Consider the following 23,481-nt stretch of genomic DNA (forward strand, 5'->3'; position numbering starts at 1 on the left):
CGGGTTCGGATCATGCCCTAGCGTCCCATCGCCCAGACCGCGAGCATCGCGATGATGATCGCCACGAACTGCAGCAGCACGCGCCAGCGCATCAACTTCTGCGAGGTGTTGGGCGATCCGCCGCGCATCATGTTGACGAGGCCGAGCAGCAGCACCAGGGCGACAGCACCGGCTGCCGCCGGCAGGATGAAAGTGGTCAGGAGAGATGCCATTGGGGGGTGATAACACCGTGCGCGCCGGTCCGCCATGGTGCCGCGGCAGTCTCCGGCGTCATTCCGGGGCGACGCGAAGCATCGAGCCCGGAATCCATCGGGCCACCTATGCTGCGGCGGAATGGATTCCGGGCTCGCGCTACGCGCGCGCCCGAATGACAATGAGGCGCTTCGCGAACTGGCTTTTGGGCCGATAATGTCAGATGGTAGCACGATGATTTTCGATTTGCGCTCATCGCGTGTTCTCCTGGCCTCTCCCTACGTGCAGGGAGAGAGAGCAGCGGTGTAGGTGCCACGTGAAAGCGATCCGCTACGTCTACGTCGTCGTGATGGATGCGTTCTACACGTTCCTGGCCGATGACGGCTGGGCGATTGCAAGCCACATCGCCCTGTCGACGCTGATGGCGCTATTCCCGTTCCTGATCGTGCTGACCTCGCTCGCCGGCTTCTTCGGCTCCAAGGAACTCGCCGACCAGGCCGCCAGCCTGATGCTGCAGATCTGGCCCAAGCAGGTCGCCGATTCGATCTCGGGCGAGGTCCATGACGTCTTGACCACGACCCGCACGGGCGTGCTGACCATCGGCGCGGTGCTGTCGGTCTATTTCGCCTCCAACGGCGTCGAGGCGCTAAGGATCGCGCTCAACCGCGCCTATGCCGTGGTGGAGATGCGGCGCTGGTACTGGCTGCGGCTGGAATCGATCGCCTACACGCTGATTGCGGCTTTCACCGCGCTGGCGATGGCGTTCCTGATCGTGCTCGGTCCGCTCCTGATCGAAGCGGCGCGACGCCATATCCCGCTGTTCGTCGAGTCCAACGAGAGCATCCTCACCTGGCTGCGCTACGGCATCACCATCAGTGCGCTGGTGGTGGCGCTGATCATCCTGCATGCCTGGCTGCCGGCAGGACGGCGCGGCTTCTTTCAGATCCTGCCCGGCATCGTCTTCACCATCGTGGCGTCGCTGATATCAGGCATCGTGTTCGGACAATATCTGGCGCGCTTCGCCAACAATTACGTGACGATGTATGCGGGGCTTGCCTCGGTGATCATCGCGCTGGTGTTTCTGTACTTCATCGCCGCGATCTTCGTTTACGGCGGCGAGCTCAACGCCGCGATCATCAAGTCGCGGCTTCCTCACGGCGTGTCGCTTCAAGCAGCGCAGTCGCTAGCGCCCGCGGAGACACAGGCTTGACCAGGAAGGCGTCGGCGCCAGCCTCGCGCGAGGCCGCCTCGTCTTCGCCGCGACCGGACACCCCGATGATCGGGATCCGAGCCAACGGCGCCTCCATGGTACGGATCCGCCTGATGGCCTCGACGCCGTCGATGCCCGGAAGCACCATGTCCATCAGCACCGCATCGAACGCGCCTTGCGCCAGCCGGCCGACGGCGTCTTCGCCGCGCCCGATGAACTCGGCATGATGGCCGAGCTCGGTCAAGATCGTGTTGAGCACGACGCGCCCGAACGGATTGTCCTCGACGCTGAGGACGCGCAGCGCGGCGACCGCCTCTGCCTCGGCTTCGCCCTTCGTCTTGCTGGATTTGCCCGGTCCCGTGGCATCCAGTGACACCGTCAGGGTGAAGGTTGCGCCGCCGCCGCGGCGCGGAGCGACGGTGATGTCGCCACCCATCGCCCGCGCCAATTGCTTGACCGAGGACAGCCCTAAGCCAGCGCCGCCGAAGCGCGAGGCAATGGTGACATTGGCCTGGGTGAACGGGCGGAACAGCCGCTTGATCTCGGCCATGGTGAGGCCGATGCCGCTGTCGGACACCGCGAAAGCAATGCCGACCCTGCCTTTGCCTTTGGCGTTGCCCTTCTCTTTGCCCTTGGCGGGCTCGACCGCGAGCGCCACGCCGCCCTGGTCGGTGAATTTCACGGCATTGTCGATCAGGTTCTCGAGCGCCGCGCGCAGGCGGACGGGATCGCCGACCACGAGGCCGGGGAGCTTGTCGGAGATCTCGACCTCGGCCTGGAGGCCCTTGGCCGCGGCGCGTCCCGCAAGCGAATCGCCGGCGCTGCGGGCAAGCGTGCGCAGATCGAACAGGTCCTGCCGCAGCGTACTCCCGCCCTTGCCGGCCCCCTTGCCGCTTCTGGCGGCATCGACGAACAGCGTGGCAAGGCTCGCCAGATGCTCGGCACCGGCCTTGATGGTGTCGGCCCAGCGCCGCTCCCGTTCGCCGAGATCGGAGGTCGCGAGCAGGTCGCTGATCGCCAGAATGCCGGTCAGGGGGGTGCGGACCTCATGGGCAAAGGCGGCGAGCGCCGCCTGGACCACGTCCGGCGCGACCGTCCTGGTGCTGCGCTTGCGCACCTGTCCAGCCGCCCCGGACCGCTTCCGAGGCGGTCGCCTGGACGTCTTCGTGGTGCGCGCTGGGCGCTTCTTCGCCGCCATGAATCCCCTTCGAAGTATCCCCTTCGGGCCCCCGGGCTGTTTGCCGAGCATGGCACGGCGAAATACCTGGAGTCACGGCGACGTTTCGCTAACCCCCAGAGAAACTTAACCTAATCCCACCAGCTGGCGGATGCCGGCAGGCGTGATGCCGGCCGCACGCAAGGCGCGCAGACCGGTCGAGCGGCTCGATTTCGACAGCTTCCGCCCCTCACCGTCGCGAATCAGCCGGTGATGGCGGTAGGCGGGTTCGCCCAGGCCGAGCAGGACCTGGAGCAGGCGATGGACGGAAGTCGCGTGAAACAAATCCTGGCCGCGCACGATCTCGCCGACGCCCTGGAGCGCGTCGTCGACGACGACGGATAAATGGTAGCTGGTCGGTGTCTCCTTGCGTGCCAGTATCACGTCGCCCCAGGCCTCCGGTCGCGCCGGGACGGTGCCGCGCTCGCCATCGGGCCCCTCGCCCAGCTCATTCCAGGTCAGGCCGGTGGCGCGCTGGCAGGCCGCCATCATGTCGAGCCGCAACGCGTAAGGCATGCCCGATGCGACGAGACGGTCGCGCTCGGGCGCCGAGAGCGACTTCGCCTCGCCAGGATAAAGCGGCGCGCCATCGGGATCACGCGGCCACGGACCATTCGTCTCGCGCAGGGAAACCAGCTTTGCGATCTCGGCCCGGCTTTCGAACGCGGGATAGACGAGGCCAAGCGCCGACAGCTTGTCCAGCGCGGCGCGATAAGCGGCGAGATGCTCCGACTGCCGCCGCACCGGCGTCTCCCAGTCGATCCCGAGCCAGGCGAGATCCTCATAGATCGCCGCCTCGAATTCCGGCCGGCAGCGCGTCGCGTCGATGTCCTCGATCCGCAGCAACAGACGCCCGCCAGTCTCGCGCGCGCGGTCGAAATTCATCAGCCCGGAATAAGCGTGGCCGAGATGGAGATAGCCGTTGGGGCTCGGGGCGAATCGGAAAACGGGTGGTGCCATGCGAAAGAACTCGTCATGGCCGGGCTTGTCCCGGCCATCCACGTTCTTCGGTATCACACTGCGAGCGTGCCAAGGTCACGGACTTACGGACACGGTCTCCCATGCTAAACATGCTCGCTGGCTAGAGAGACGTTGATGGCCGGGCAGGCCGACGCATGATGCCGGAGAGAGATTGCCGATCACCATGACCATCCACCTCGAAACCCAATCCGATCTCGAAGAGGCCGTCCACGCGCTGATCAAGCGCGATCCGCGCCTGAAACCGGTGTTCGAGATCGCGGGCATGCCGGCGTTGCGGCGGCGCGAGCCGGGTTTTGCGGGGCTTGCCCACATCGTCTGCGGACAGCAGCTCTCGACCGCGAGCGCCGCGGCGATCTGGGGACGGCTGTCGGCAGCCTTCGATCCGTTCGACCATGATGCGGTGCGCCGCGCCCGCGCCGACCGGCTGGGGCGGCTCGGCCTCTCGGCCGCCAAGATCAAGACGCTGAAGCATCTTGCGCGCGAGATCAACGCGCAGCGGCTGAACCTCGACGTGCTGGCCGAGGAAGACGCCGACGCCGCGCATCATTCGCTGATCGCGCTGCCCGGCATCGGGCCCTGGACCGCGGACGTCTATCTCCTGTTCTGCCTCGGTCATGGCGATGCCTGGCCGGCCGGCGACCTCGCCGTGCAGGAGGGCATCAAGATCGGCCTCGGCCTGAAGGCGCGGCCGACGGAGAAGCAGATGGCGCCACTCGCCGAGCCCTGGCGTCCCCTGCGCGGCGCGGCGGCGCATCTGTGGTGGAGCTATTATCGCGCGGTGAAGAAGCGCGAGGGCGTGCTCTCGGCCTAGCACCACGTCACCCTGAAGGCGCGCATTCTCAGCGAGCAGAGCCGCATGCTCTCACGGCTCGGGTAAAGCGCTTTTGACGCTCACTGATCCAGTATAGCGTTCGCCCACAGAGGAAACGCCGCGAAGACGGCCACGAGGTCGCATGCTGGACAGGACGAAGGATATCGCCGCATCCGCGCAAGCCTGGCTTGACGCGTTCGAGCATTTGCTGAGCAAGCCCGAGCCCGCCGCATTCGACGACCTCTTCCTCGCCGACAGCTTCTGGCGCGACGTGCTGGCGCTGAGCTGGAACCTGCAAACACTCGCCGGCCGCGAGACGATGACCCAAGCGCTGGCGGCGCTGGCGCCCAAGGCGGCACCGGCCAAATTCGAGATTGCGTCCAACCGGGCGCCGCCGCGCTGGGTGACGCGCGCCGGCACCAACAGCATCGAAGCCATCTTCAATTTCGAAACCGCGATCGGGCGCGGCAGCGGTATCGTCCGGCTCGTCCCTGACAGCAGCGACGGCGACCGTCTGAAAGCGTGGACGCTGCTCACCGCGCTCGACGAGCTCAAGGGATTCGAGGAGCAGCTCGGCACCTCGCGCCCGCGCGGCCAGGCCTATTCTCGCGATTTCCGCGGACCGAACTGGCTCGATTTGCGCAACGCCTCGCGCGACTATGCGAAACGCGATCCGGCCGTGCTGGTGGTCGGCGGAGGCCAGGCCGGGCTTGCGATCGCAGCGCGGCTGAAGCAGCTGCAGGTCGACACGCTGATCGTCGACCGTGAGGCGCGGATCGGAGACAATTGGCGCAAGCGCTATCATGCCCTGACACTGCACAACCAGGTGCAGGTCAACCACCTGCCCTACATGCCGTTTCCGCCGAACTGGCCGACTTATATTCCCAAGGACAAGCTCGCCAACTGGTTCGAAGCTTACGTCGATGCGATGGAACTGAATTTCTGGACCGGCACCGAATTCGAAGGCGGCGCCTATGACGAGGCGAAGGGACGCTGGGCGGTGGCACTGCGGCGCGCCGACGGCAGCAAGCGGACCATGCATCCGCGCCATGTCATCATGGCAACCGGCGTCAGCGGCATTGCCAACATTCCGGACATCCCGACCCTCGACAATTTCCGGGGTACATTGGTGCACTCCAGCCGCTACGAGGACGGCGAGATCTGGATCGGCAAGCGCGCGATCGTCATCGGCACCGGCAACAGCGGCCATGACATCGCGCAGGATCTGTATTCCAGCGGCGCGGAGGTGACGCTGGTGCAACGCTCACCGACGCTGGTCACCAATATCGAGCCGTCGGCGCAGCTCGCTTATGCGACCTACAACGAAGGCACGCTCGAAGACAACGACCTGATCGCGGCCTCGATGCCGACGCCACTCGCGAAGAAGACGCACGTCATGCTGACCGAGCAATCGAAAGAACTCGACAAGGAGCTGCTCGACGGCCTTGCCCGCGTCGGCTTCAAGCTCGACTTCGGCGAGGCCGGCACCGGCTGGCAATTCAAATACCTCACCCGCGGCGGCGGCTATTATTTCAACGTCGGCTGCTCCAATCTGATCGTCGAGGACAAGATCAAGCTCAGGCAGTTCGACGACATCGAGGGTTTTGTCGCTGACGGCGCGCGGATGAAGGACGGCACAATCGTGCCAGCCGATCTCATCGTGCTCTCCACCGGTTACAAGCCGCAAGAATATCTCATGCGGAAGCTGTTCGGCGATGCCGTCGCCGACCGCGTCGGCCCGGTCTGGGGCTTTGGCAACGGCTTCGAGCTGCGCAACATGTACGCGCGCACGGGTCAGCCCGGTCTCTGGTTCATCGCCGGCAGCCTGGCGCAGTGCCGGATCAACTCGAAATTTCTCGCGCTCCAGATCAAGGCGATCGAGGAAGGGATTTTGGGGCGTGAGGTGGGCACGGCCTGAACCTCTCGTGATTGCGGGCGCAGCGAAGCAATCCAGAGTCTTTCCGCGGAGCCAGTCTGGATTGCTTCGCTGCGCTCGCAATGACGGTAGGGGTACAGGCGAGCACGAAAGACCGAAGGAAGGGACACCATGCCAGCCATTCTCGGCACCGGCGAGCACCGCTACCGCGTCGTCGACAACTTCGCAAAGCTCCCCGACGGCTGGCAGCTCACCGACGTCGCCTCCGTCGCGGTCGACAGCCGTGACCAGATCTACGTCTTCAACCGCGGCACCCATCCGATGGTGGTGCTGGACCGCCAGGGCAATTTCCTGCGCAGTTGGGGCGAAGGGCTGTTCTCGCGCGCGCATGGACTGCACATCGATGCCGACGACAATCTCTATTGCACCGATGACGGCGACCACACCGTGCGCAAATGCACCACCGAAGGCAAGGTGCTGCTGACCATCGGCATTCCCGCAAGACCGTCACCGTTCATGAGCGGCGATCCGTTCCACCGCTGCACCCACACCGCACTGTCGCCGAAGGGCGAGATCTACGTCTCCGACGGCTATGGCAACGCGCGCGTGCACAAATTCACGCCGGACGGCAAGCTGATGACGAGCTGGGGCGAGCCGGGCACCGATCCCGGCCAGTTCAACATCGCGCACAATATTGCCACCGATGCCGACGGCTGGGTCTACGTCGCCGACCGCGAGAACCATCGCGTCCAGGTGTTCAACGGCGAAGGCAAATACGAGACGCAGTGGAACAACCTTCACCGGCCTTGCGCGCTGTGCTGCTGCGGCGGGGGGAAGAGCCCGACCTTCGTGATCGGCGAGCTCGGCCCCGGCATGGCCGTCAACCGCAAGGTGCCCAATCTCGGCCCGCGGCTGTCGATCGTGGACGCCAAGGGCAATCGCATCGCGCGGCTCGGCGGCGAGGACGGTCCCGGCGTTGCCAGCGGAAAATTCCTGGCGCCGCACGGCATCGCGCTGGATTCGAAGGGCGACATCTATGTCGGCGAGGTCGGCGTCACCGACTGGAAGACCAGCTTCCCGGACGAGGCGATGCCGGCTGCAGTGCGCGCCACGCGCTGCTTGCAGAAGCTGGAGCGGGTACGGGAGTAGCTGCCGCGGCACGCCGCGCCCCCCAGGATAAGGCGGTTCCGCGCCCGCCGCGTGCTTCCCCAGATCGCGGCTTTTTGAGCGCCGTCGCCACCCCGGCGCCGCATTGCTTGCGCCTGAATAAGTCGCTCAACGGGCTTCACAATCCCGTCACGCTGCATGTAGTATGTCAGTACATGCTGCTTCGCAGCGTATATTGGAGGCCGGGAGCGTTACTTGAACGCACATGTCTCGCAAGGCAGTTGGCCGGTGTTGGTGCTGAATGCGGACTTCCGGCCGCTGAGTTACTACCCGCTGTCTCTTTGGTCGTGGCAAGACGCGATCAAGGCGGTGTTTCTCGACCGCGTCAACATCGTCGCTCACTACGATCAGGCGGTCCACAGTCCCACGCTGCAGATGCAGCTGCCGAGCGTCGTCTCGCTCAAATCCTTCGTCAAGCCGACCACCCATCCGGCCTTCACCCGGTTCAACGTCTTCCTGCGCGATCGTTTCGCCTGCCAATATTGCGGCTCGCCGGAGGACCTCACCTTCGACCACATCATCCCGCGCAGCAAAGGCGGCCAGACCACCTGGGAGAACGTGGTCGCGGCGTGCTCGCCGTGCAACTTGCGGAAGGGCAATCTGACGCCGGCACAGGCAAGAATGTTTCCGCGCCAGAACGCGTTCGCACCGACAGTGCACCAGCTCCACCGCAACGGCCGCCTGTTTCCGCCGAACTACCTGCACGACAGCTGGCTGGACTATCTCTACTGGGATACGGAGCTGGATCCGTAGCGGCGCGCCCAAAATGATCGCGGCGAAGACCATGCCGATCAAGGGCACGATCGGCATGCCGGTCGGAACCTGAGGCGTCCATGCCCGTTCAGACTCGACGCCATGCGCGCTCGCATGCGCGTTCCACCGAACGCGTGCGTCGTCCGCAAAATGAAAAGGGGAAAGACCCATGCCCGCAACCGAGAGTGATCACGTCTACAAGATCCTGGACCTCGTCGGATCGTCCGAGACCTCGATCGAGGACGCGATCAAGAATGCGATCAGCCGCGCCGCCAAGACCGTTCGCGAGATGAAGTGGTTCGAGGTGGTGCAGACGCGCGGCCACATCGAGAACGGCACCGTCCGCCACTATCAGGTGACGCTGCGCGTCGGCTTCACGCTGGAGGGATGACGCGGCAGGCGCATCGCGGCGATCGGGCACCATGCCGGATTTGTCGCCTGGGCTCGGGCGGGATATGAGTGCGGTCAGGGCCGGATGTTCGGCCGAACCGCGAGTGCCGCCGTGACCGACGCAATCAAACTCGTCCTGTTCGACATGGACAATGTTCTCTGCGCTTACGACAGGCCGACGCGCGTCGCATATCTGGCGGAGCTTGCGGGAGCGACCAGCGAAGCCGTCCACGAGGCGATCTGGGACAGCGGGTTCGAGTTGCTCGGCGATTCCGGCGCGCTCGAGGCCGCCGACTATCTGCAAGGCTTTGGCGAGCGCATCGGCTATCCGCTCTCGCTCGCGGAATGGGTGGAGGCCCGGCGCCGTTCAATGCAGGCGGATCGCGCGATGCTGGAAATTGCGGGCGGCTTGCGAAAGACCGTCGATATTGCCGTCCTGACCAACAATACCACGCTGGTCGCCGACCACATCGACACGCTGCTGCCGGAGCTGCGTCCGCTGTTCGGCTCCCGGATCTACACCTCGGCCCAATTCAAGACGGCCAAGCCGGACCCGGACTGCTATCGGCTGTGCCTCTCGGAGCTCGAGGTGAGGCCGGAGACCGTCCTGTTCGTCGACGATCTCGCAGCCAACGTCGCCGGCGCGCGCAAGGCCGGCCTGTTCGCGCATCATCACACGTCCGTGGAGCGATTCAAGCAGGCCCTGTCGGAGCACGGGCTGCCCTTAGGGTGAATATATGTAGGGTGGGCAAAGGCGCGTTTGCGCCGTGCCCACCATCTTTCCTCCTCGCAATTGGCACGTGGGCACGCTTCGCTTTGCCCACCCTACGGGTTCTGATCTCATCACGGCTAATCCGCGTTTCGCGGTATCAGGCCAGATGACAGGCCACGAAGTGCCCGCCCGCTCCCTCCTTCAGCACCGGCGCGCTTTCCGCGCAGCGCGGCTGGGCGATCGGGCAGCGGGTGTGGAAGTGGCAGCCCGACGGCGGCTTCATCGGACTCGGCACGTCGCCCTTGAGGCGGATGCGCTCGCGCTTGAGTTTTGGATCGGGCACCGGCACCGCCGACAACAGCGCCCTGGTATAGGGATGCTGCGGGTTGCGGTAGAGATCGCTCGCTTTCGCCAGTTCGACGATGCGGCCGAGATACATCACCGCGACACGGTCGGAGATGTGCTCGACCACCGAGAGGTCGTGCGCGACGAAGAGATAGGTGAGGTTCAGCTCGGCCTGGAGGTCTTCCAGGAGATTGATGACCTGGGCCTGGATCGACACGTCGAGCGCCGAGACCGGCTCGTCGCAGACGATCAGCTTCGGCTCGACCGCGAGCGCCCGCGCGATCACGATGCGCTGGCGCTGGCCGCCGGAGAATTCGTGCGGATAGCGCCGCATGTGTTCGGCCTTGAGCCCCACCTTGACGAGCAGGCTAGCGACGCGCTCGTCGCGCTCCTTTGCCGAGGACCCGAGCTTGTGGATGATCAGCGCCTCGCCCAGGATCGCACCGACCGTCATGCGCGGATTGAGCGAGGCGAACGGGTCCTGGAACACCAGCTGCATGTTCCGCCGCATCGCGCGCAGATCATTGCCGCTGAGCTGGCGCACGTCCTGGCCGTCGAAAGTGACCTCGCCGTCGGTCGGCTCGATCAGGCGCAGCACGCAGCGTCCCGTGGTCGACTTGCCGCAGCCGGATTCGCCGACGAGACCGAGCGTCTCGCCGCGGTTGACCGAGAACGACACGCCGTCGACCGCGTAGACCGTGCCGACCTGGCGCGACAGCAGGCCGCCGAGCACGGGGAAATGTTTCTTCAGGCCGCTGACGCGGAGCAAGGGTTCGCTCATGACGCGGCTCCCAGGTTCGGATCGCCGAGATGACAGGCCATGCGATGACCGGGCGCGATCTCGCGCAGCAGCGGCTCCTTCTCGGTGCAGACGTTCATGGCGAACTTGCAGCGCGGCGCGAAGCGGCAGCCGACCGGCGGATTGATCAGGATCGGCACCGAGCCGCCAATCGCCTCGAGCCGCGTCTTGTGCTCGCTGTCGAGATCGATGCGCGGGATCGAGCGGATCAGCCCTTGTGTATAGGGATGCCCGGGATTGCCGAAGAGATCGTCGACGAGCGCTTCCTCGACCACCTTGCCGGCATACATCACGACGACGCGCTGCGCGGTTTCGGCGACGACGCCCATGGCGTGGGTGATCAGCATCACCGCCATGCCGAAGCGCTCCTTCATGTCCTGCAAGAGGTCGAGGATCTGCGCCTGGATGGTGACGTCGAGCGCGGTGGTGGGCTCGTCGGCGATGATCAGCTTCGGCTTGCAGGCCAGCGCCATCGCGATCATCACGCGCTGGCGCATGCCGCCGGAGAACTGGTGCGGATAATTGTGCACGCGGCCTTCGGCGTTGGGGATCTGCACCAGCTTCAGCATCTCGATGGTGCGATCGAGCGCCTGCTTTCTGGTAACGGCCTCGTGGCGGCGCAGGCTCTCGGCGATCTGCTCGCCGATGGTCAGGACCGGATTGAGCGAGGTCATCGGCTCCTGGAAGATGAAGCCGATTTCCTTGGCACGGATCTCGTCGAGCTGGTTGCTGGTCAACGGCACCAGATCGCGCCCCTCGAAGATGATCTGACCGGCCGCGATCCGGCCCGGCGGCATCGCGATCAGCTTCAGGATCGACATCGCGGTCACGGTCTTGCCACAGCCGGATTCGCCGACGACGCAGAGCGTCTCGCCCCGGTTGATGGTGATGTCGACGCCGTCGACGGCCTGGAGGATGCCGTCGTCGGTGGAGAAGTGGGTTTTCAGGCCCTTGATCTCGAGCAGCGGCGCCATCAGATCACCCGTCGCGCATCGAGCGCGTCACGCAGACCGTCGCCGATGAAGTTGATGGCCACCACCGCGATGAAGATCGCGCCGCCGGGAAACAGGGCCCAGTGCGGACCGATGTCGAGAAAGTCCTTGGCGTCATACAGCAGCCGGCCCCAGGTCGGGGTATCAGGCGGGAAGCCGAGGCCGAGGAAGGACAGCGTCGATTCCGCGATGATCGCGGCGGCAACATCAATGGTGCCGGCGATGATCACCGGGCCGAGCGCATTGGGAAGGATATGCCGCAACACCTGCCGCACCGGGCTGGCGCCGAGCGCCCGTGCTGCCTCGACGAACTCCTTCTCGCGGATCGACAGGAACTGGGCGCGCACGAGCCGCGCCACCGGCATCCAGCGCAGGCCGCCGATCACGAGCACGATCAGGATGAAGATGCCGCCCTCAGGGCCGAACACCTGCTTCAGCCCGTCGCGGAACAGATAGATCAGCAGCAGCAGCAGCGGCAGCTGCGGCAGCGACAGGAAGAGGTCGGTGAGCCACATCAGGCCGTGCCCGAGCGCACCGCGCGACATTCCGGCGAGCGCGCCGATCAGTGTGCCGATGAAGACCGAGACCAGCATCGCGGCGAGGCCGACCGCGAGCGAGATGCGGCCGCCATAGATCATGCGCGCCAGAATGTCCTGACCGAGATCGTCGGTGCCGAAGGGATGGGCGAACGATGGGCCTTGCATGCCCGCGACGATGTCGATCTCGTTGATCTTGATGCGCCACACGAACGGCCCGGCCACGACGGCAAGCACCAGAATGAGGAGCAGGAAAGCGCTGACGACGGCGAGCTTGTGGCGGCTGTAGCGCCGCCACGTCTCGCGCCAGGGCGAGTAGACGCGCCGCTCAGCGGAGGGAGATGCGAGGGTCAAGCCAGCCATAAAGCACGTCCGCGATGAGATTGAACAGCACGACCAGGCACGCGAAGACGAAGGTCACGGCCATCACCACCGGCGTGTCGTTGGAGAGGATAGAGGAGATCAGCAGCGAGCCGATGCCGGGGATGCGGAATATCTGCTCGGTGACGATGGCGCCGCCGAACACGGCGGGCATCTGCAACGCGATCAGCGTCACCACCGGGATCATGGCGTTGCGCATGACGTGCTTGACGATGACCTTGGCCTGCCCGAGCCCCTTGGCGCGGGCGGTGGTGACGTAGTCGAGCCGGATCACATCCAGCATCGCCGAACGTACGAAGCGCGTCATCGACGCCGCCTGGAACAGACCGAGCACCGCCACCGGCATGATCGCCTGGCGGATCATCTCCAGCACCCAATGGATGCCGGTCGCCTTGATGTCGGTGGTATAGACGAACGGCAGCCAGTCCAGCGTGACCGAGAAGATCAGGATGAACAGGATGCCGGTGAAGAAGGTCGGCAGCGAGAAGCCCACGAAGGCGAGCGTGTTGGCGATCTGGTCGAACAGCGAATACGGCTTCGTCGCGGCATAGACGCCGACCGGGATCGCGATCAGCAGGGCCAGGATCTGCGCCGAGCCGATCACGTAGAGCGTGGCCGGCAGGCGCTGCAGGATGAGCGTGTCGACGTTCATCCGGCTGACGAAGGAGAAGCCCCAGTCGCCGTGCAGCATGGCATTGAGCCAGTGCAGGTAGCGGAGGTGGATCGGATCGTCGAGGCCGAACTTGGCCCGAAGTGCGGCCTGCACCTCGGGCGGCACGTTCGGGTTCGTTGCCAGTTCGGAGAACGGATCGCCGGGGGCGAGCGCAAGCACGACGAACAGCACGATCGAGATTCCGAGCAGGCTCGGAATCGCGATCAGCAGACGACGCAGGACGTATTGACTCATAGGGAAATATCCCGCTTACGCCCGCGCGATTACGCCTCCCGGTACCAGTCGAACAGGTTGTCGGTTTCGTTGGCCCAGCCGCTGACAATACAGACGAGGTTGTTGGCCGCGGCCTCCACTTTGAGGCGATGCTGCACGGGGATGAACACGACCTCCTGGATCAACAGGTCGTTGGCCTTGATGTAGAGCGCGGCGCGCTTGATTGGATCCATTTCGCTTTCCGCCGCTGCGATGATCGCATCATAGTCCTTGTTGACCCAGCGCGGATAATTCGTGCCCTGCCACTTGTTTTCCTTGGTTGCCACCCTGTCCGACGTATAGCGGCGCATGTGCTGCGACGGATCCGGCTGGCTCATGGGGATCTGGAACATCTCCAAGTCCGCATAGAACTTCGGATAGGTGTCGGGATTGCCGACGTCCGAGGAGAAGAACACCGAGGCGACGACTGATTTGAGTTCGACCTCGATGCCGGCCTTCTGGCAGGCCTGCTTGACGATCGCCTGGGTCTTCTGGCGCGGGCCGTTGGTCGAGGTCTGGTACAGCAGCTTCAGCTTCTTGCCGTCCTTCTCGCGGATGCCGTCTGCACCAGGCTTCCAGCCGGCGTCATCGAGGAGTTTCGCAGCCTTCTCGATGTTGAATTCCCAGGTGTTGTTCTTGGAGACGAACTTCTCCGGACCGTTGAGGAAATTGGCGGTGGTGCGGCCGGCGCGGCCGTAGATCGCCTTCTTGACCGACTCGCGATCGACCAGCATCGTCAGCGCCTTGCGCACGGCCGGATCGGAGAACAGCGGATGCTTGGTCTTCATCGAGGAACGCTCGCCGTCGACCTCGGTATTGGGATCAGTGAAGTTGAGCGCGATGAACTCGGTGTCGCCGCCCACGGCGTAGATGGCCTTGCCCTTGCCGCCCTTCTCCAGGCGCAGGAGCACATCGTCTTCGACCTGGATGTTGTAGCCGAAATCGTATTCGCCGGTCTGGATCACCGCGCGCGCCGCCGAAACGGCGTCGCCGCCACCCTTCATTTCGAGCGTGTCGAAGTAGGGGCGGTTCGGCATGTGATAATCAGGATTGATCACACCGCGCACGAGATCGCCGGGCTTGAATTCCACGAATTTGTAGGGGCCGGTGCCGATTGGTGACAGGTTGTTCGGCGCCTCGCGTGATTTGGCGCCTTTGTAATCCGCAAAAAGATGCTTGGGGATGATGGTATTGGGGGCGCCGACGAAAGCATCGGCCCAGAAGGGGGTCGGCTTGTTGAAAAGGACGCGCACCGTGAGATCATCGATCTTTTCGACCTTGATGTCGCGGTAGGTGCCGATGGTGACCGCTGCGGTCGCGGGATCACTGGCATATTCCCAGTTGAACACGACGTCGTCGGCGGAGAACGGCTTGCCGTCGTGCCATTTGACACCGGGCTTCAGCTTCCACGTCACCGATTTGCCGTCGGCGGCGAGCAGGCCGTTCTGGATCGACGGGATTTCCGCCGCCAGTACCAGCTTCATGTTGCCGTCGGGATCCCAGGAGGCGAGCGGTTCGTAGAACAGGCGCGAGCCGTCCTGGTCCTTGGTGCCGGTTGCGAAATGCGGATTGAGCAGGGTCGGGCCCTGCCACCACAACAGCTTCAGCGCACCGCCGCCGCCGCGCTTGGTCGGCTTGTAGGTCGAGGGGCCCTCGGCCATGGCGACGCCGCCGAGCGCGAGGATCTGATTGGCGAGGGGAGCGGTGAGACCGACCGCGGCCATGCGCTTGATGAAGCCGCGGCGATCCATCCGCCCGTCCTTCACCTCGCCGATCATCGAACGCAGTTCTTTATCCAGCATGGTTGTCCCCCGTCTGGTTCCCATCGTGATGAAGACGGCCGTCAGAGGTGGCCGCCCAATTAGCTGGCAGTAGATGGCACACCGAATGGGGGGCGCGTCAACTGGGACCGTATGTATGCAAACGGTCTTCTGGCTGCCTGTTGGGCAAAACCGCGTTCTGCAGCCCATCCGTTCGGCAATCCAGCATCAAAACATGCTGGATTGCACGCTGCACTGCGAAAAATTTGTTCGCCGGATCAGACGAAGTATCGAGGCGAAATTCTACGCGACGGACATGTCGAGCGGCGGCTCGACGTGATCCGGCAGCGGACAGACGTAAGGTGTCCTGGTCGTCCGCTTCTTGAGGTCGGCCTTGGCCGCCTTGATCAGTTCCGGATCCGCCAGCGCCTTGATGCCGAGACCGGCCATCGCCTTGGCCGCCTGCACCATGGCCTTGTGCGCATGTGGACTCTTGCCCTGCGCCACCACCTGCCAAGTGTGGAACGGCGTGCCGATTGCAACTGTTGGTGCGTGAACCTGCACTGTCGGCACCACCCAGCTGACGTCGCCGACATCGGTCGAACCGACCAGCGGGTTGCGCTTGGCATCGAGCGGCACCAGGAAGTCGGCCAGCGGCCGATCGGTCGGCTCCATGCCGATCGCGTAATAGACCGACGCGATGTCCCTGTCGCTCAGCGTCGCGCGAATCTGGCCGGCAAAGCTCTTGTCAGCGTCATCGAAATGCGGCGGTCCGAGCTCTTCCATGACCCGGTGCAGCGCCTGCTCCAGCGGCGTGTTCGGCAGGATGTTGGAGACCGCGGAGATGATCTTCATCTCCACCTTGGTTTCCGTCATCAGCGCCGCGCCCTCTGCGATCTTGCTCACGCGCCCGACCAGCTCGTTCATGCCGGGAAGATCGCGCGCACGGATCGAATAGCGCACCCGCGCATGGGCCTGAACCACGTTGGGTGCGATCCCGCCGGTATCGAGCAGCGCGTAGTGCACGCGCGCGTCGCTCGGCATGTGCTCGCGCATGTAGTTCACGCCGACATTCATCAACTCCACCGCGTCGAGCGCGGAACGGCCGAGATGCGGCGAGGCCGCGGCATGCGAGGTGCGGCCGGTGAAGATGAAGTCCGCGCGCGTGTTGGCGAGCGACGGCGTCACCGCGACCTCCCAGAAGCTGTGCGGATGCCAGGTGATCGCGATGTCGGCGTCCTCGAACGCGCCGGAGCGAACCATGAAGGCCTTTGCCGCGCCGCCCTCTTCAGCCGGGCAGCCATAATAGCGCACGCGGCCGGGCACCTTGTTCTCGGCCAGCCAGTCCTTCACCGCGGTCGCGGCGAGCAGCGCAGCGGAACCGAGCAGATTGTGACCGCAGCCATGGCCGTGGCCGCCGGCTTCGACCGGACGATGCTCAGCAACGCCGGCTTCCTGGCTGAGGCCGGGCAGCGCGTCATATTCTCCCATGAAGGCGATGACCGGACCGCCCTCACCCCACTCGCCCATCACCGCGGTCGGAATGCCGGCGACCTTCTCGGTGATGCGGAAACCCTGATGACGCAGCTCGGCGAGATGCTCGGCAGCGGACCGCGCCTCGGTGTAGCACACCTCGGGCATGCCCCAGACCCTGTCGCTGAGGTCGATGAAACGCGCCTTGATCGTGTCGACGCCACGCCAGATGTCGCTGCGGTTATCCATGCTTCGATCCGTGATCCCTTGGTCAAACGAAGCGGCAATGGTTAGCAGCTTCACCGCACGGCGCCTAGCACCTCGCCGGACACCAGCCATGCGGCGCGTGCCGAATCGAGAGGCTCCCGCCGCCTACGCGCGAGGCGTTTCCGTGCCTTTCGAAGATTTCACGCGGCGTTCCCATGAATAGTTGGGAACGAGGCTTTCAAGACGGCCTCCCCCGGCCTAAATTATCCGTGCTTCGCGCCTCGCTCTGCAGCAATCTCGGAGCGATGCACTCAGCCAGGAGAGCTCCATGACCACCCTGACCGAATGGAGAGTGCCGCCGGCGAATCAGCCGCGTGCGAGCGACTACGGTTTCGATCTCGACCGCGCGCTCGCATCCGTCGTCGGCCTGCACGCCATCATCCCGCCGGACGCCTTCAGCGCCGAGACGCTGGGCACCGAACGCGCCGGCAACGGCGTCGTGATCGACGACGGGCTGGTGCTCACGATAGGGTATCTCATCACTGAGGCGGAGTCGGTCTGGCTGCATCGCGCCGACGGACGCGTGGTGGAGGGTCATGCGCTCGGCTTCGATTCCGAGACCGGCTTCGGGCTGGTGCAGGCGCTCGGCCAGCTCGACGTCGAGCCGCTGCCGCTCGGCTCGTCGGCGGCAACCCGGATCGGCGACCGCGTCATCGTCGGCGGCGCTGGCGGCCGCACGCGCTCGGTCGCAAGCCAGATCGTAGCCAAGCAGGAATTCGCCGGCTATTGGGAATATCTGCTGGACGAAGCCGTCTTCACCTATCCCGCACATCCGAACTGGGGCGGCACCGCGCTGCTCAACGAGCGCGGCGAGTTGATCGGCATCGGCTCGCTTCAGCTGGAGCGCGAACGCGACGGCAAGGCCGAGCATGTCAACATGATCGTGCCGATCGACCTGTTGAAGCCGATCCTGGAGGACTTGCGCAGGTTCGGCCGCGTCAACAAGCCGGCGCGGCCCTGGCTCGGGCTCTACTCGACCGAGATCGACAACCGCCTGGTGGTGATCGGGATCTCCGCCAACGGTCCGGCCGCGCGCGCCGAGATCAAGACCGGCGACGTCATCCTCGCCGTCGACGGCGACAAGGTCACGAGCCAGTCCGCCTTTTACAAGAAGATGTGGGCGCTCGGCGCCGCCGGTGTCGACGTGCCTCTGACCGTGCACCACGAAGGCGTCACCTTCGACGTCACGGTGGCCTCGACCGATCGCTTCAAGCTGTTGAAGGCGCCGAAGCTGCACTGACTCTCCGCTGAAGGAAGCCGCGATGAGCGAGGCCGTGATCGACGACATCGTGGCCGTGCTGCCGCCGCTGCTCAATGCGCTGGAAGCGCTCGGCTTCTTCGCCCGGCATCTGCACCCGCCGGCCTTTGCCTCCGTCATGAACAAGATCGGCACGCCGGACGCGGCGCTGCAGGCGGCACGCGCTGCGACCGGGGATTGGCCCGAGCAGTTCGCCGGCTTGCGCGCGCGACTGGATCGCGCCTGCGACGAGACGCTCGCCGCCTTTGCCGGCATCCGTGAGGTCGAACACGGCCATGGCGATCTCGTCGCGGTATTCCGCGCGCTGCGCCACCTGCCGCGCGCGCAGGAGGCGCTCTATCCGCTGGCGATGCAGTTTCCACCGGTCAGCAATTTCTTCCTCAACGCTGCCAATCGCGACAATGCCGACCTGTTGTCGCGGCTCGAAGGCGGCACGGGCGAGCACGCCGGCATCTTCCACGATCACAACGAACCCGGCAGTCGCGGCGGCTTCTCGGTCTATGTGCCCGAATATTACACGCCCGATCGCGCCCTGCCGTTGGTGATGGCTTTGCATGGCGGCAGCGGCAACGGACGCGGCTTTCTGTGGAGCTGGCTGCGCGATGCGCGCAGTCTTGGCGCGATCCTGGTGGCGCCGACCGCGACCGGCCCGACCTGGGCGCTGATGGGCGATGATGCCGATACGCCCAATCTCATCCGCATCCTCGAGACTGTACGCAGCCGCTGGGCCGTCGATGCTTCGCGCATGCTGCTGACCGGCATGAGCGACGGCGGCACCTTCTGTTATGTGAGCGGGCTCGACGGCGCTTCGCCGTTCACTCATCTCGCACCGGTCTCGGCAACCTTCCATCCGCTGATGGCGGAGATGGCGGACGCCACGCGCCTTCGAGGCCTGCCGATCTTCATCACCCACGGCAAGCTCGACTGGATGTTTCCCGTGCAGACCGCGCGCCAGACGCAGGCAGCGCTCGCAGCCGCCGGCGCTGATGTCACCTATCGCGAGATCGATGACCTCAGCCACACCTACCCGCGCGAGATCAACGCGGAGCTGATGCAGTGGCTGAATGCAGGATGAACGCCCCGTCCTTGTCCGCGCCGCACTGCCGGGGAACCATCATATCGGGCCAACGTTATTGCCTGTCACCGGAGGTTTCGCCATGCAGACTTTTTTCGGAATGATCCTGGGCGCGCTGCTGCTCGCGGGTAGCGTCTATGTCTATGACTCGATGCAGACGTCCTCGGTCGCCAATGGCGAGGTCGCGATCACCAATCGCACCATCGTGAACTGGGACGTGGCGAAAGCGGATTGGGATGCGTTGCGCGATCGCGCCCATAAGGACTGGGTCCGGATCTCGTCGAAGTAACCGACGCTCCATCATGAACAAGGCGCCGTCGCGGATCCGCGGCGGCGCCTTTGTGTTGGCTGCGATCAACGCCGCGCGTCAGTTCATCTTGGCCTTGCGGGCATCGGCAATGACCTGCTCGAACTCGGCCATGCTGAGCACGCCCGGCACGCGGTACTTGCCGACGATGAAAGACGGGGTGCCGTTGAAGCCGAAGGCTTCGGCCTGCTCGTTGTTGCGCTTGAGGAGCGCATCGATGTCGCTGCCACGGCCGGCAAGATCGCGCTTCAGCCGGTCGATGTCGACGCCGGCCGCGGCCAGCAGCTCGTTGATGCGCGGCTCGGTCAGGCGCGAGCTGACGCCCATCATCGCGTCATGGGCCTGGTGATACTTGTCCTGGAATTTTGCCGCGAGCGCGGCGCGGGCCGCAGTGACCGAGACCGGCCCGAGGATCGGCCAATCCTTCATCACCAGCCGCACCTTGCCGTCGTCCTGGACGACCTGGCGCAGCTCGGGCTCGAGCTTGCGGCAATAGGGGCAATTGTAATCGGACCATTCGACGATGGTGACGTTGCCATTGGGATTGCCGGCGACGGGCGTGTCGGGATCACGAAGCACCTTGGCTTCGGTCAGCACCTCGTCATCACCCGCGGCTGCCAGTGCCGAGGTGATGCGGCCTGCCGCGAGGGCGCCCGCCCCGATCAGCGTCAGCGCCGCGCGCCGCGTTGGCACAAAGCCCTTATTCCCAGATCCAGCCATATCTCGTCCCGTTTCGGTCCCATCTTCCCGAATACGGTTCGGGACCGGGAATTGTTACTGGTCATATAGAGTGTCGCGGCGGTGATGTCATCGCACCAGCAGCGTGACCGCCAGGGGGACCAGGAACGAGGTCACCAAGGCGTTCAGGCTCATGGCGATACCGGAAAAGACGCCGGCGATCTCGTCGACCTGGAAGGCGCGCGCGGTCCCGATGCCATGGGCGGCAAGGCCGGCCGCAAATCCGCGCGCCCGGTAATCGGTAACGCCGGTGCGGTTCATCAGCGGTGTCACGATGATGGCGCCCATGATGCCGGTGAGGATCACCGCCACCGCCGCCAGCGAGGGATCGGCATGCAGGGATTCGGCGATGCCCATGGCAACGCCGGCGGTGACCGATTTCGGCGCCAGCGACAGCACCACGTCGCGGGGAAGGCCGGCGAGCTCCGCCAACAGCACCACCGACACCACGGCCGTGACCGAGCCCGCAACCAGCGCCACCAGCATCGGGACGATGGAGGCGACCACACGCTTGCGGTTCTCGTACAGCGGCACGGCGAGTGCGACGGTCGCAGGCCCGAGCAGGAAATGCACGAACTGCGCGCCGGCAAAATAGGTCGTGTAGGACGTGCCGGTCAGCAGCAGGAACGCGCCAATGATCCACATCGCATGCAGCACGGGATTGGCCAGCGGATGGCGCCGCGTCGCCAGCGAGACCGCGTCGGTGGCCGCATAGACCAGCAGCGTCACGGTCAGCCAGAGCAGCGGCGACTGCGAGAGGTAGACCCAAAGCGAGAATGGATTGTCGCTCATCGCGCATCCTGTTGCTTCAACAGGCGGCTGACCAGTCGAAAGGCCAGCACGGTCGCGAGCAGCGTGACGACCACGGAGAGCGCGAGCACCAGAACGATGGCGATGCCGTGGGACGCAAGCAGATCGAGCTTCTGCACCACGCCGACGCCCGCCGGCACGAACAGCAGCGAGAGATGGGCCAGCAGACCCTTGCTTGCCGTCTCCACGCCGTCGTTGCCCAGCGGCCCGCGCGCAATCAACGCAACGCGGTCGCGCACGAGAAGCAGGACCAGGAGCAGCAACAGGCCGAGCACGGGGCCCGGCAACGGCAGGCCGAGGCCGCGCACGACGGCTTCGCCGATCAATTGGCACAGCAGGATGAGGCCGAGACTCGCAAGCATGACCGTCGCATGAAGGGATGGGCCGGCAGGCTTGTCAATCGCCGCTATGCGCCGGACGTGCCCGGCGCGGGCGACGTTGCCATGCGCGGAAGCATCGCCATCAACGTCCCGGTCATCGTGGCGATCAGCGTGATCTTGCCCTCATGCTCGGCAAACGCCCTGGCCTCGCAGAAGGTCAGCGTGCGGCCGGGCTTGACGACCTCGGCCTTGAAGACGAAGCGCTCGCCCCGCGCCGGGGCAAGCAGCGTGGTCTTGAATTCGACGGTGAGGATGTCCGCCTCGCGCGGCATCAGGGTGAAGGCGGCAACGCCGCAGGCATTGTCCAGTCCGGCGGTGATGATGCCGGCATGGATAAAACCGTTCTGCTGGGTGAATTCAGGCGAATGCAGCATCGCCAGCTCGACCTCGCCCGGTCCAAGGCGGACGATCACGATGCCGAGCGTACGCATCGCCGGCTGGCCATCGAACATGGCGACGGCCGCCGCCCGATAGCCCGGATTCTTCGGCTCGTACGCAGCCATGGCTCAGAGCTCGGCCGGCTCGGCGAGATGGCTCAAGGCGATCTCGCGGACGGCATCCGCGAACGGCGCCGATTTGCGCTGGCTTCGGTCCATGTGCACACCCGTGATCTCGCAAGTTGCGGCGATCTCGCCGGTCTCGGCGTTCGCCATGTCGTGCCGGAAGCGGATCGACCTGTCGCGGACCTCGAGCAGATGGCTGCGGATCTCGACGATGTCGCCGGCGAGCAGCTCGCGCCTGTAGGTGATGTTCTGCTGGACGGCGGCCATGCCTCGGCCGGAGGACCGTAAGTAGCTCGGCGTCAGCCCGAGGCGGGCGAACAGATTCCAGTTGGCCTCGTCGAACTTGCCGACATACCACATGATGTTCATGTGGCCGACGTGATCGCACTGCCACGGATAGACCGTGCCGCGATAGGTTGCCTCCTGCTCCATCGCCATTTTCTTCCGCCCTGGTTTGTCTTTCGATCTTGATACGGTAGCGTATCAAGTCCGGGAAGGGTTAGCAATACGGCACCGTATCAAGAGTCGGTGAGGCTTCCTTCATGAGCGACGGCAAGGGCGATGTCTGGGTCGAGGCGGGGTTTACCGAGCTCGCCCGCTCGGGGGTCGGGGGCGTCAGGGTCGAGGTGCTCGCCAAGAATCTCGGCGTCACCAAAGGCGGTTTCTACCGCCGCTTCGCCGACCGCGCCGCGCTGCTCGATGCCATGCTGCAACGCTGGCGGGAGGGGCGCTCAGCGTCGATCGCGCAGCAGACGCGCCTCGACGGCGAGGCGCCCCGCGAACGACTGAAGGCGGTGATCCAGCTCTATTCGGAGCGGCTCAATCCGGAAGCCATGGCGATCGAGCTCGCGATCCGCCAATGGGCCCGCTCGGACGAGAACGCCGCGGCGGCGGTGGCGGACGTCGACGCCGCGCGGCTCAAGCACGTGGCCGAGCTCTATCGCGCCACCGGGCTTGCGGCCGAGGAGGCCGACGCTCAGGCCTTCCTGTTCTATTGCTTCATCTTCGGCCAGAGCCTCTTGTTCGTCGAGCGCGGCCCGCGCAAACGGTCGCAACTGGTGGCGAAGTCGGCCGAGAAGCTGTTGGACTAGACAAAAAGGCCGGAGCGTTGCCCCGGCCTTCGCATTAGTTTGGAGCTCAGGCGGCGCCCTTCAGCTTCTTGGTGCATTCGCTGTAATAGCCGCCGCCCTTCTGGATCCACTTCAAGCCGCCATTGCCGTTGGTGGTCTTGTTGGCGTTGTACTGGTCGACGCAGGTGTGCATGCGCGCCTTGCCGGGGGTCTCCTTGGCATATTTCGGATCGACCGCGTTCGGATAGATCGCGGGACCGGCCGGCAGGGTCGGTGCGGCGGCGGGGGCCGCCTCCTTCTTCGCCTGTTTCGGCTCGGCGGGAGCGGCCGGAGCGGAGGGCGCAGCGGCCGGCGTCGCATCCGCGCCGCACTGGGCCTTGCGGAAGTCATTCCACTTCATGGTGCCGAGCGAGCCGTCCTTCTTGGCCGCCTGGTATTTTGCGCTGCACTCCTGCGAGGTCAGCGCCTGCGCTGGCGCCGACGCCGCCAACGCCGCAAATCCCGACAGTGCAATTGCGCACAGCCATTTTGATTGAATGGTCATTCTAGGTCTC

At 65.1% G+C, this 23,481-nt stretch carries 26 protein-coding genes; 11 read left to right on the forward strand and 15 right to left on the reverse strand.

Features of this window, described 5'->3' with window-relative positions; genetic code table 11:
- Positions 1-17: 17 nt before the first annotated feature.
- Positions 18-212: a twin transmembrane helix small protein gene (locus XH84_RS38490; protein WP_128920416.1), complete on the reverse strand. Its 195-nt coding sequence runs from the start codon at positions 210-212 to the stop codon at positions 18-20.
- Between the two features lie 296 nt (positions 213-508).
- Here XH84_RS38490 and XH84_RS38495 point away from each other — a divergent pair, with 296 nt between their 5' ends.
- On the forward strand, positions 509-1,402 hold the full coding sequence (locus XH84_RS38495; protein WP_128920415.1) for a YihY/virulence factor BrkB family protein: 894 nt from the start codon (positions 509-511) through the stop codon (positions 1,400-1,402).
- Here the strand turns inward: XH84_RS38495 and XH84_RS38500 are convergent.
- Complete coding sequence (locus XH84_RS38500; RefSeq protein ID WP_128920414.1) at positions 1,329-2,600, reverse strand: ATP-binding protein; 1,272 nt, start codon at positions 2,598-2,600, stop codon at positions 1,329-1,331. The two genes, XH84_RS38495 and XH84_RS38500, sit on opposite strands and share 74 nt — an antisense overlap.
- A 105-nt stretch (positions 2,601-2,705) precedes the next feature.
- Positions 2,706-3,578 carry a tRNA glutamyl-Q(34) synthetase GluQRS gene (gene gluQRS, locus XH84_RS38505; RefSeq protein ID WP_128920413.1) on the reverse strand — a complete coding sequence of 291 codons (873 nt, stop codon included), beginning with the start codon at positions 3,576-3,578 and terminating at the stop codon, positions 2,706-2,708.
- Between the two features lie 184 nt (positions 3,579-3,762).
- On the opposite strand from gluQRS, the gene XH84_RS38510 reads away from it, so the two are divergent.
- The 6 genes from XH84_RS38510 to XH84_RS38535 all read left to right on the forward strand — a co-directional run bounded on the left by XH84_RS38510 (position 3,763) and on the right by XH84_RS38535 (position 9,329).
- Positions 3,763-4,410 carry a DNA-3-methyladenine glycosylase family protein gene (locus XH84_RS38510; RefSeq protein WP_128920483.1) on the forward strand — a complete coding sequence of 216 codons (648 nt, stop codon included), beginning with the start codon at positions 3,763-3,765 and terminating at the stop codon, positions 4,408-4,410.
- Between the two features lie 142 nt (positions 4,411-4,552).
- Positions 4,553-6,328 carry a flavin-containing monooxygenase gene (locus XH84_RS38515; protein WP_128920412.1) on the forward strand — a complete coding sequence of 592 codons (1,776 nt, stop codon included), beginning with the start codon at positions 4,553-4,555 and terminating at the stop codon, positions 6,326-6,328.
- A 129-nt stretch (positions 6,329-6,457) separates the two neighbouring features.
- Positions 6,458-7,435, forward strand: a complete 978-nt coding sequence (locus XH84_RS38520; RefSeq protein ID WP_128920411.1) for a peptidyl-alpha-hydroxyglycine alpha-amidating lyase family protein — start codon at positions 6,458-6,460, stop codon at positions 7,433-7,435.
- A 213-nt stretch (positions 7,436-7,648) separates the two neighbouring features.
- Entirely contained in the window at positions 7,649-8,206 is a 558-nt protein-coding gene (locus tag XH84_RS38525) for an HNH endonuclease (protein WP_061880676.1), read from the forward strand.
- 169 nt (positions 8,207-8,375) lie between these two features.
- Positions 8,376-8,597 carry a dodecin gene (locus XH84_RS38530; RefSeq protein ID WP_128920410.1) on the forward strand — a complete coding sequence of 74 codons (222 nt, stop codon included), beginning with the start codon at positions 8,376-8,378 and terminating at the stop codon, positions 8,595-8,597.
- An 84-nt stretch (positions 8,598-8,681) separates the two neighbouring features.
- A complete protein-coding gene (locus XH84_RS38535) occupies positions 8,682-9,329 on the forward strand; it encodes an HAD family hydrolase (protein ID WP_128920409.1) in 648 nt (215 codons plus the stop codon).
- A 136-nt stretch (positions 9,330-9,465) separates the two neighbouring features.
- On the opposite strand, the gene XH84_RS38540 is transcribed toward XH84_RS38535, so the two are convergent.
- The 6 genes from XH84_RS38540 to XH84_RS38565 all read right to left on the reverse strand — a co-directional run bounded on the left by XH84_RS38540 (position 9,466) and on the right by XH84_RS38565 (position 16,768).
- Positions 9,466-10,434 carry an ABC transporter ATP-binding protein gene (locus XH84_RS38540; protein ID WP_128920408.1) on the reverse strand — a complete coding sequence of 323 codons (969 nt, stop codon included), beginning with the start codon at positions 10,432-10,434 and terminating at the stop codon, positions 9,466-9,468.
- Positions 10,431-11,426: an ABC transporter ATP-binding protein gene (locus XH84_RS38545; protein WP_128920407.1), complete on the reverse strand. Its 996-nt coding sequence runs from the start codon at positions 11,424-11,426 to the stop codon at positions 10,431-10,433. Before XH84_RS38545 ends, XH84_RS38540 begins: the two co-directional genes overlap by 4 nt.
- A complete protein-coding gene (locus XH84_RS38550; RefSeq protein WP_128920406.1) occupies positions 11,426-12,343 on the reverse strand; it encodes an ABC transporter permease in 918 nt (305 codons plus the stop codon). Before XH84_RS38550 ends, XH84_RS38545 begins: the two co-directional genes overlap by 1 nt.
- Entirely contained in the window at positions 12,309-13,268 is a 960-nt protein-coding gene (locus XH84_RS38555; RefSeq protein ID WP_128920405.1) for an ABC transporter permease, read from the reverse strand. The genes XH84_RS38550 and XH84_RS38555 overlap by 35 nt, the downstream gene beginning before the upstream one ends.
- A gap of 29 nt (positions 13,269-13,297) precedes the next feature.
- Positions 13,298-15,088 (reverse strand): peptide ABC transporter substrate-binding protein, encoded by a 1,791-nt coding sequence (locus tag XH84_RS38560; RefSeq protein ID WP_128920404.1) that lies wholly within the window; start codon positions 15,086-15,088, stop codon positions 13,298-13,300.
- Positions 15,089-15,349: 261 nt separating this feature from the next.
- The gene (locus XH84_RS38565) at positions 15,350-16,768 is read right to left on the reverse strand and encodes a M20 family metallopeptidase (protein WP_164936386.1); all 1,419 of its coding nucleotides are present in this window, start codon (positions 16,766-16,768) and stop codon (positions 15,350-15,352) included.
- Between the two features lie 286 nt (positions 16,769-17,054).
- On the opposite strand from XH84_RS38565, the gene XH84_RS38570 reads away from it, so the two are divergent.
- The 3 genes from XH84_RS38570 (at position 17,055) to XH84_RS38580 (ending at position 19,408) form a co-directional block, all read left to right on the forward strand.
- On the forward strand, positions 17,055-18,026 hold the full coding sequence (locus XH84_RS38570; RefSeq protein WP_128920402.1) for a S1C family serine protease: 972 nt from the start codon (positions 17,055-17,057) through the stop codon (positions 18,024-18,026).
- A gap of 22 nt (positions 18,027-18,048) precedes the next feature.
- The gene (locus XH84_RS38575) at positions 18,049-19,119 is read left to right on the forward strand and encodes an alpha/beta hydrolase (RefSeq protein WP_128920401.1); all 1,071 of its coding nucleotides are present in this window, start codon (positions 18,049-18,051) and stop codon (positions 19,117-19,119) included.
- An 82-nt stretch (positions 19,120-19,201) separates the two neighbouring features.
- Complete coding sequence (locus tag XH84_RS38580; RefSeq protein WP_128920400.1) at positions 19,202-19,408, forward strand: hypothetical protein; 207 nt, start codon at positions 19,202-19,204, stop codon at positions 19,406-19,408.
- A gap of 78 nt (positions 19,409-19,486) precedes the next feature.
- On the opposite strand, the gene XH84_RS38585 is transcribed toward XH84_RS38580, so the two are convergent.
- From XH84_RS38585 to XH84_RS38605, 5 genes are all read right to left on the reverse strand, one after another.
- Positions 19,487-20,146, reverse strand: a complete 660-nt coding sequence (locus XH84_RS38585) for a DsbA family protein (protein WP_128920399.1) — start codon at positions 20,144-20,146, stop codon at positions 19,487-19,489.
- A gap of 87 nt (positions 20,147-20,233) precedes the next feature.
- Entirely contained in the window at positions 20,234-20,956 is a 723-nt protein-coding gene (locus tag XH84_RS38590) for an LrgB family protein (RefSeq protein WP_128920398.1), read from the reverse strand.
- Complete coding sequence (locus XH84_RS38595) at positions 20,953-21,336, reverse strand: CidA/LrgA family protein (RefSeq protein ID WP_128920397.1); 384 nt, start codon at positions 21,334-21,336, stop codon at positions 20,953-20,955. The genes XH84_RS38590 and XH84_RS38595 overlap by 4 nt, the downstream gene beginning before the upstream one ends.
- Before the next feature lie 44 nt (positions 21,337-21,380).
- Positions 21,381-21,857, reverse strand: coding sequence for a PaaI family thioesterase (locus XH84_RS38600; RefSeq protein ID WP_128920396.1), 477 nt, complete (start codon positions 21,855-21,857; stop codon positions 21,381-21,383).
- A 3-nt stretch (positions 21,858-21,860) separates the two neighbouring features.
- Positions 21,861-22,289 (reverse strand): acyl-CoA thioesterase, encoded by a 429-nt coding sequence (locus XH84_RS38605; RefSeq protein WP_128920395.1) that lies wholly within the window; start codon positions 22,287-22,289, stop codon positions 21,861-21,863.
- A 110-nt stretch (positions 22,290-22,399) separates the two neighbouring features.
- Between XH84_RS38605 and XH84_RS38610 the strand changes: the two genes are divergently transcribed.
- Positions 22,400-22,948, forward strand: coding sequence for a TetR/AcrR family transcriptional regulator (locus XH84_RS38610; protein WP_128920394.1), 549 nt, complete (start codon positions 22,400-22,402; stop codon positions 22,946-22,948).
- A gap of 46 nt (positions 22,949-22,994) precedes the next feature.
- On the opposite strand, the gene XH84_RS38615 is transcribed toward XH84_RS38610, so the two are convergent.
- The gene (locus XH84_RS38615; RefSeq protein WP_128920393.1) at positions 22,995-23,471 is read right to left on the reverse strand and encodes a hypothetical protein; all 477 of its coding nucleotides are present in this window, start codon (positions 23,469-23,471) and stop codon (positions 22,995-22,997) included.
- Positions 23,472-23,481 lie beyond the last annotated feature (10 nt).

Source organism: Bradyrhizobium nanningense, from assembly GCF_004114535.1.
GTDB classification, from domain to species: Bacteria; Pseudomonadota; Alphaproteobacteria; order Rhizobiales; family Xanthobacteraceae; genus Bradyrhizobium; species Bradyrhizobium nanningense.

Bases quoted from the DNA above. Each gene is read 5' to 3' on its own strand.
- XH84_RS38490 (WP_128920416.1), bottom strand. From the start codon at position 212: ATGGCATCTCTCCTGACCACTTTCATCCTGCCGGCGGCAGCCGGTGCT.
- XH84_RS38500 (WP_128920414.1), bottom strand. From the start codon at position 2,600: ATGGCGGCGAAGAAGCGCCCAGCGCGCACCACGAAGACGTCCAGGCGA.
- gluQRS (WP_128920413.1), bottom strand. From the start codon at position 3,578: ATGGCACCACCCGTTTTCCGATTCGCCCCGAGCCCCAACGGCTATCTC.
- XH84_RS38510 (WP_128920483.1), top strand. From the start codon at position 3,763: ATGACCATCCACCTCGAAACCCAATCCGATCTCGAAGAGGCCGTCCAC.
- XH84_RS38515 (WP_128920412.1), top strand. From the start codon at position 4,553: ATGCTGGACAGGACGAAGGATATCGCCGCATCCGCGCAAGCCTGGCTT.
- XH84_RS38520 (WP_128920411.1), top strand. From the start codon at position 6,458: ATGCCAGCCATTCTCGGCACCGGCGAGCACCGCTACCGCGTCGTCGAC.
- XH84_RS38530 (WP_128920410.1), top strand. From the start codon at position 8,376: ATGCCCGCAACCGAGAGTGATCACGTCTACAAGATCCTGGACCTCGTC.
- XH84_RS38535 (WP_128920409.1), top strand. From the start codon at position 8,682: ATGTTCGGCCGAACCGCGAGTGCCGCCGTGACCGACGCAATCAAACTC.
- XH84_RS38540 (WP_128920408.1), bottom strand. From the start codon at position 10,434: ATGAGCGAACCCTTGCTCCGCGTCAGCGGCCTGAAGAAACATTTCCCC.
- XH84_RS38545 (WP_128920407.1), bottom strand. From the start codon at position 11,426: ATGGCGCCGCTGCTCGAGATCAAGGGCCTGAAAACCCACTTCTCCACC.
- XH84_RS38550 (WP_128920406.1), bottom strand. From the start codon at position 12,343: ATGGCTGGCTTGACCCTCGCATCTCCCTCCGCTGAGCGGCGCGTCTAC.
- XH84_RS38555 (WP_128920405.1), bottom strand. From the start codon at position 13,268: ATGAGTCAATACGTCCTGCGTCGTCTGCTGATCGCGATTCCGAGCCTG.
- XH84_RS38560 (WP_128920404.1), bottom strand. From the start codon at position 15,088: ATGCTGGATAAAGAACTGCGTTCGATGATCGGCGAGGTGAAGGACGGG.
- XH84_RS38565 (WP_164936386.1), bottom strand. From the start codon at position 16,768: ATGGATAACCGCAGCGACATCTGGCGTGGCGTCGACACGATCAAGGCG.
- XH84_RS38570 (WP_128920402.1), top strand. From the start codon at position 17,055: ATGACCACCCTGACCGAATGGAGAGTGCCGCCGGCGAATCAGCCGCGT.
- XH84_RS38575 (WP_128920401.1), top strand. From the start codon at position 18,049: ATGAGCGAGGCCGTGATCGACGACATCGTGGCCGTGCTGCCGCCGCTG.
- XH84_RS38580 (WP_128920400.1), top strand. From the start codon at position 19,202: ATGCAGACTTTTTTCGGAATGATCCTGGGCGCGCTGCTGCTCGCGGGT.
- XH84_RS38585 (WP_128920399.1), bottom strand. From the start codon at position 20,146: ATGGCTGGATCTGGGAATAAGGGCTTTGTGCCAACGCGGCGCGCGGCG.
- XH84_RS38590 (WP_128920398.1), bottom strand. From the start codon at position 20,956: ATGAGCGACAATCCATTCTCGCTTTGGGTCTACCTCTCGCAGTCGCCG.
- XH84_RS38595 (WP_128920397.1), bottom strand. From the start codon at position 21,336: ATGCTTGCGAGTCTCGGCCTCATCCTGCTGTGCCAATTGATCGGCGAA.
- XH84_RS38600 (WP_128920396.1), bottom strand. From the start codon at position 21,857: ATGGCTGCGTACGAGCCGAAGAATCCGGGCTATCGGGCGGCGGCCGTC.
- XH84_RS38605 (WP_128920395.1), bottom strand. From the start codon at position 22,289: ATGGAGCAGGAGGCAACCTATCGCGGCACGGTCTATCCGTGGCAGTGC.
- XH84_RS38610 (WP_128920394.1), top strand. From the start codon at position 22,400: ATGAGCGACGGCAAGGGCGATGTCTGGGTCGAGGCGGGGTTTACCGAG.
- XH84_RS38615 (WP_128920393.1), bottom strand. From the start codon at position 23,471: ATGACCATTCAATCAAAATGGCTGTGCGCAATTGCACTGTCGGGATTT.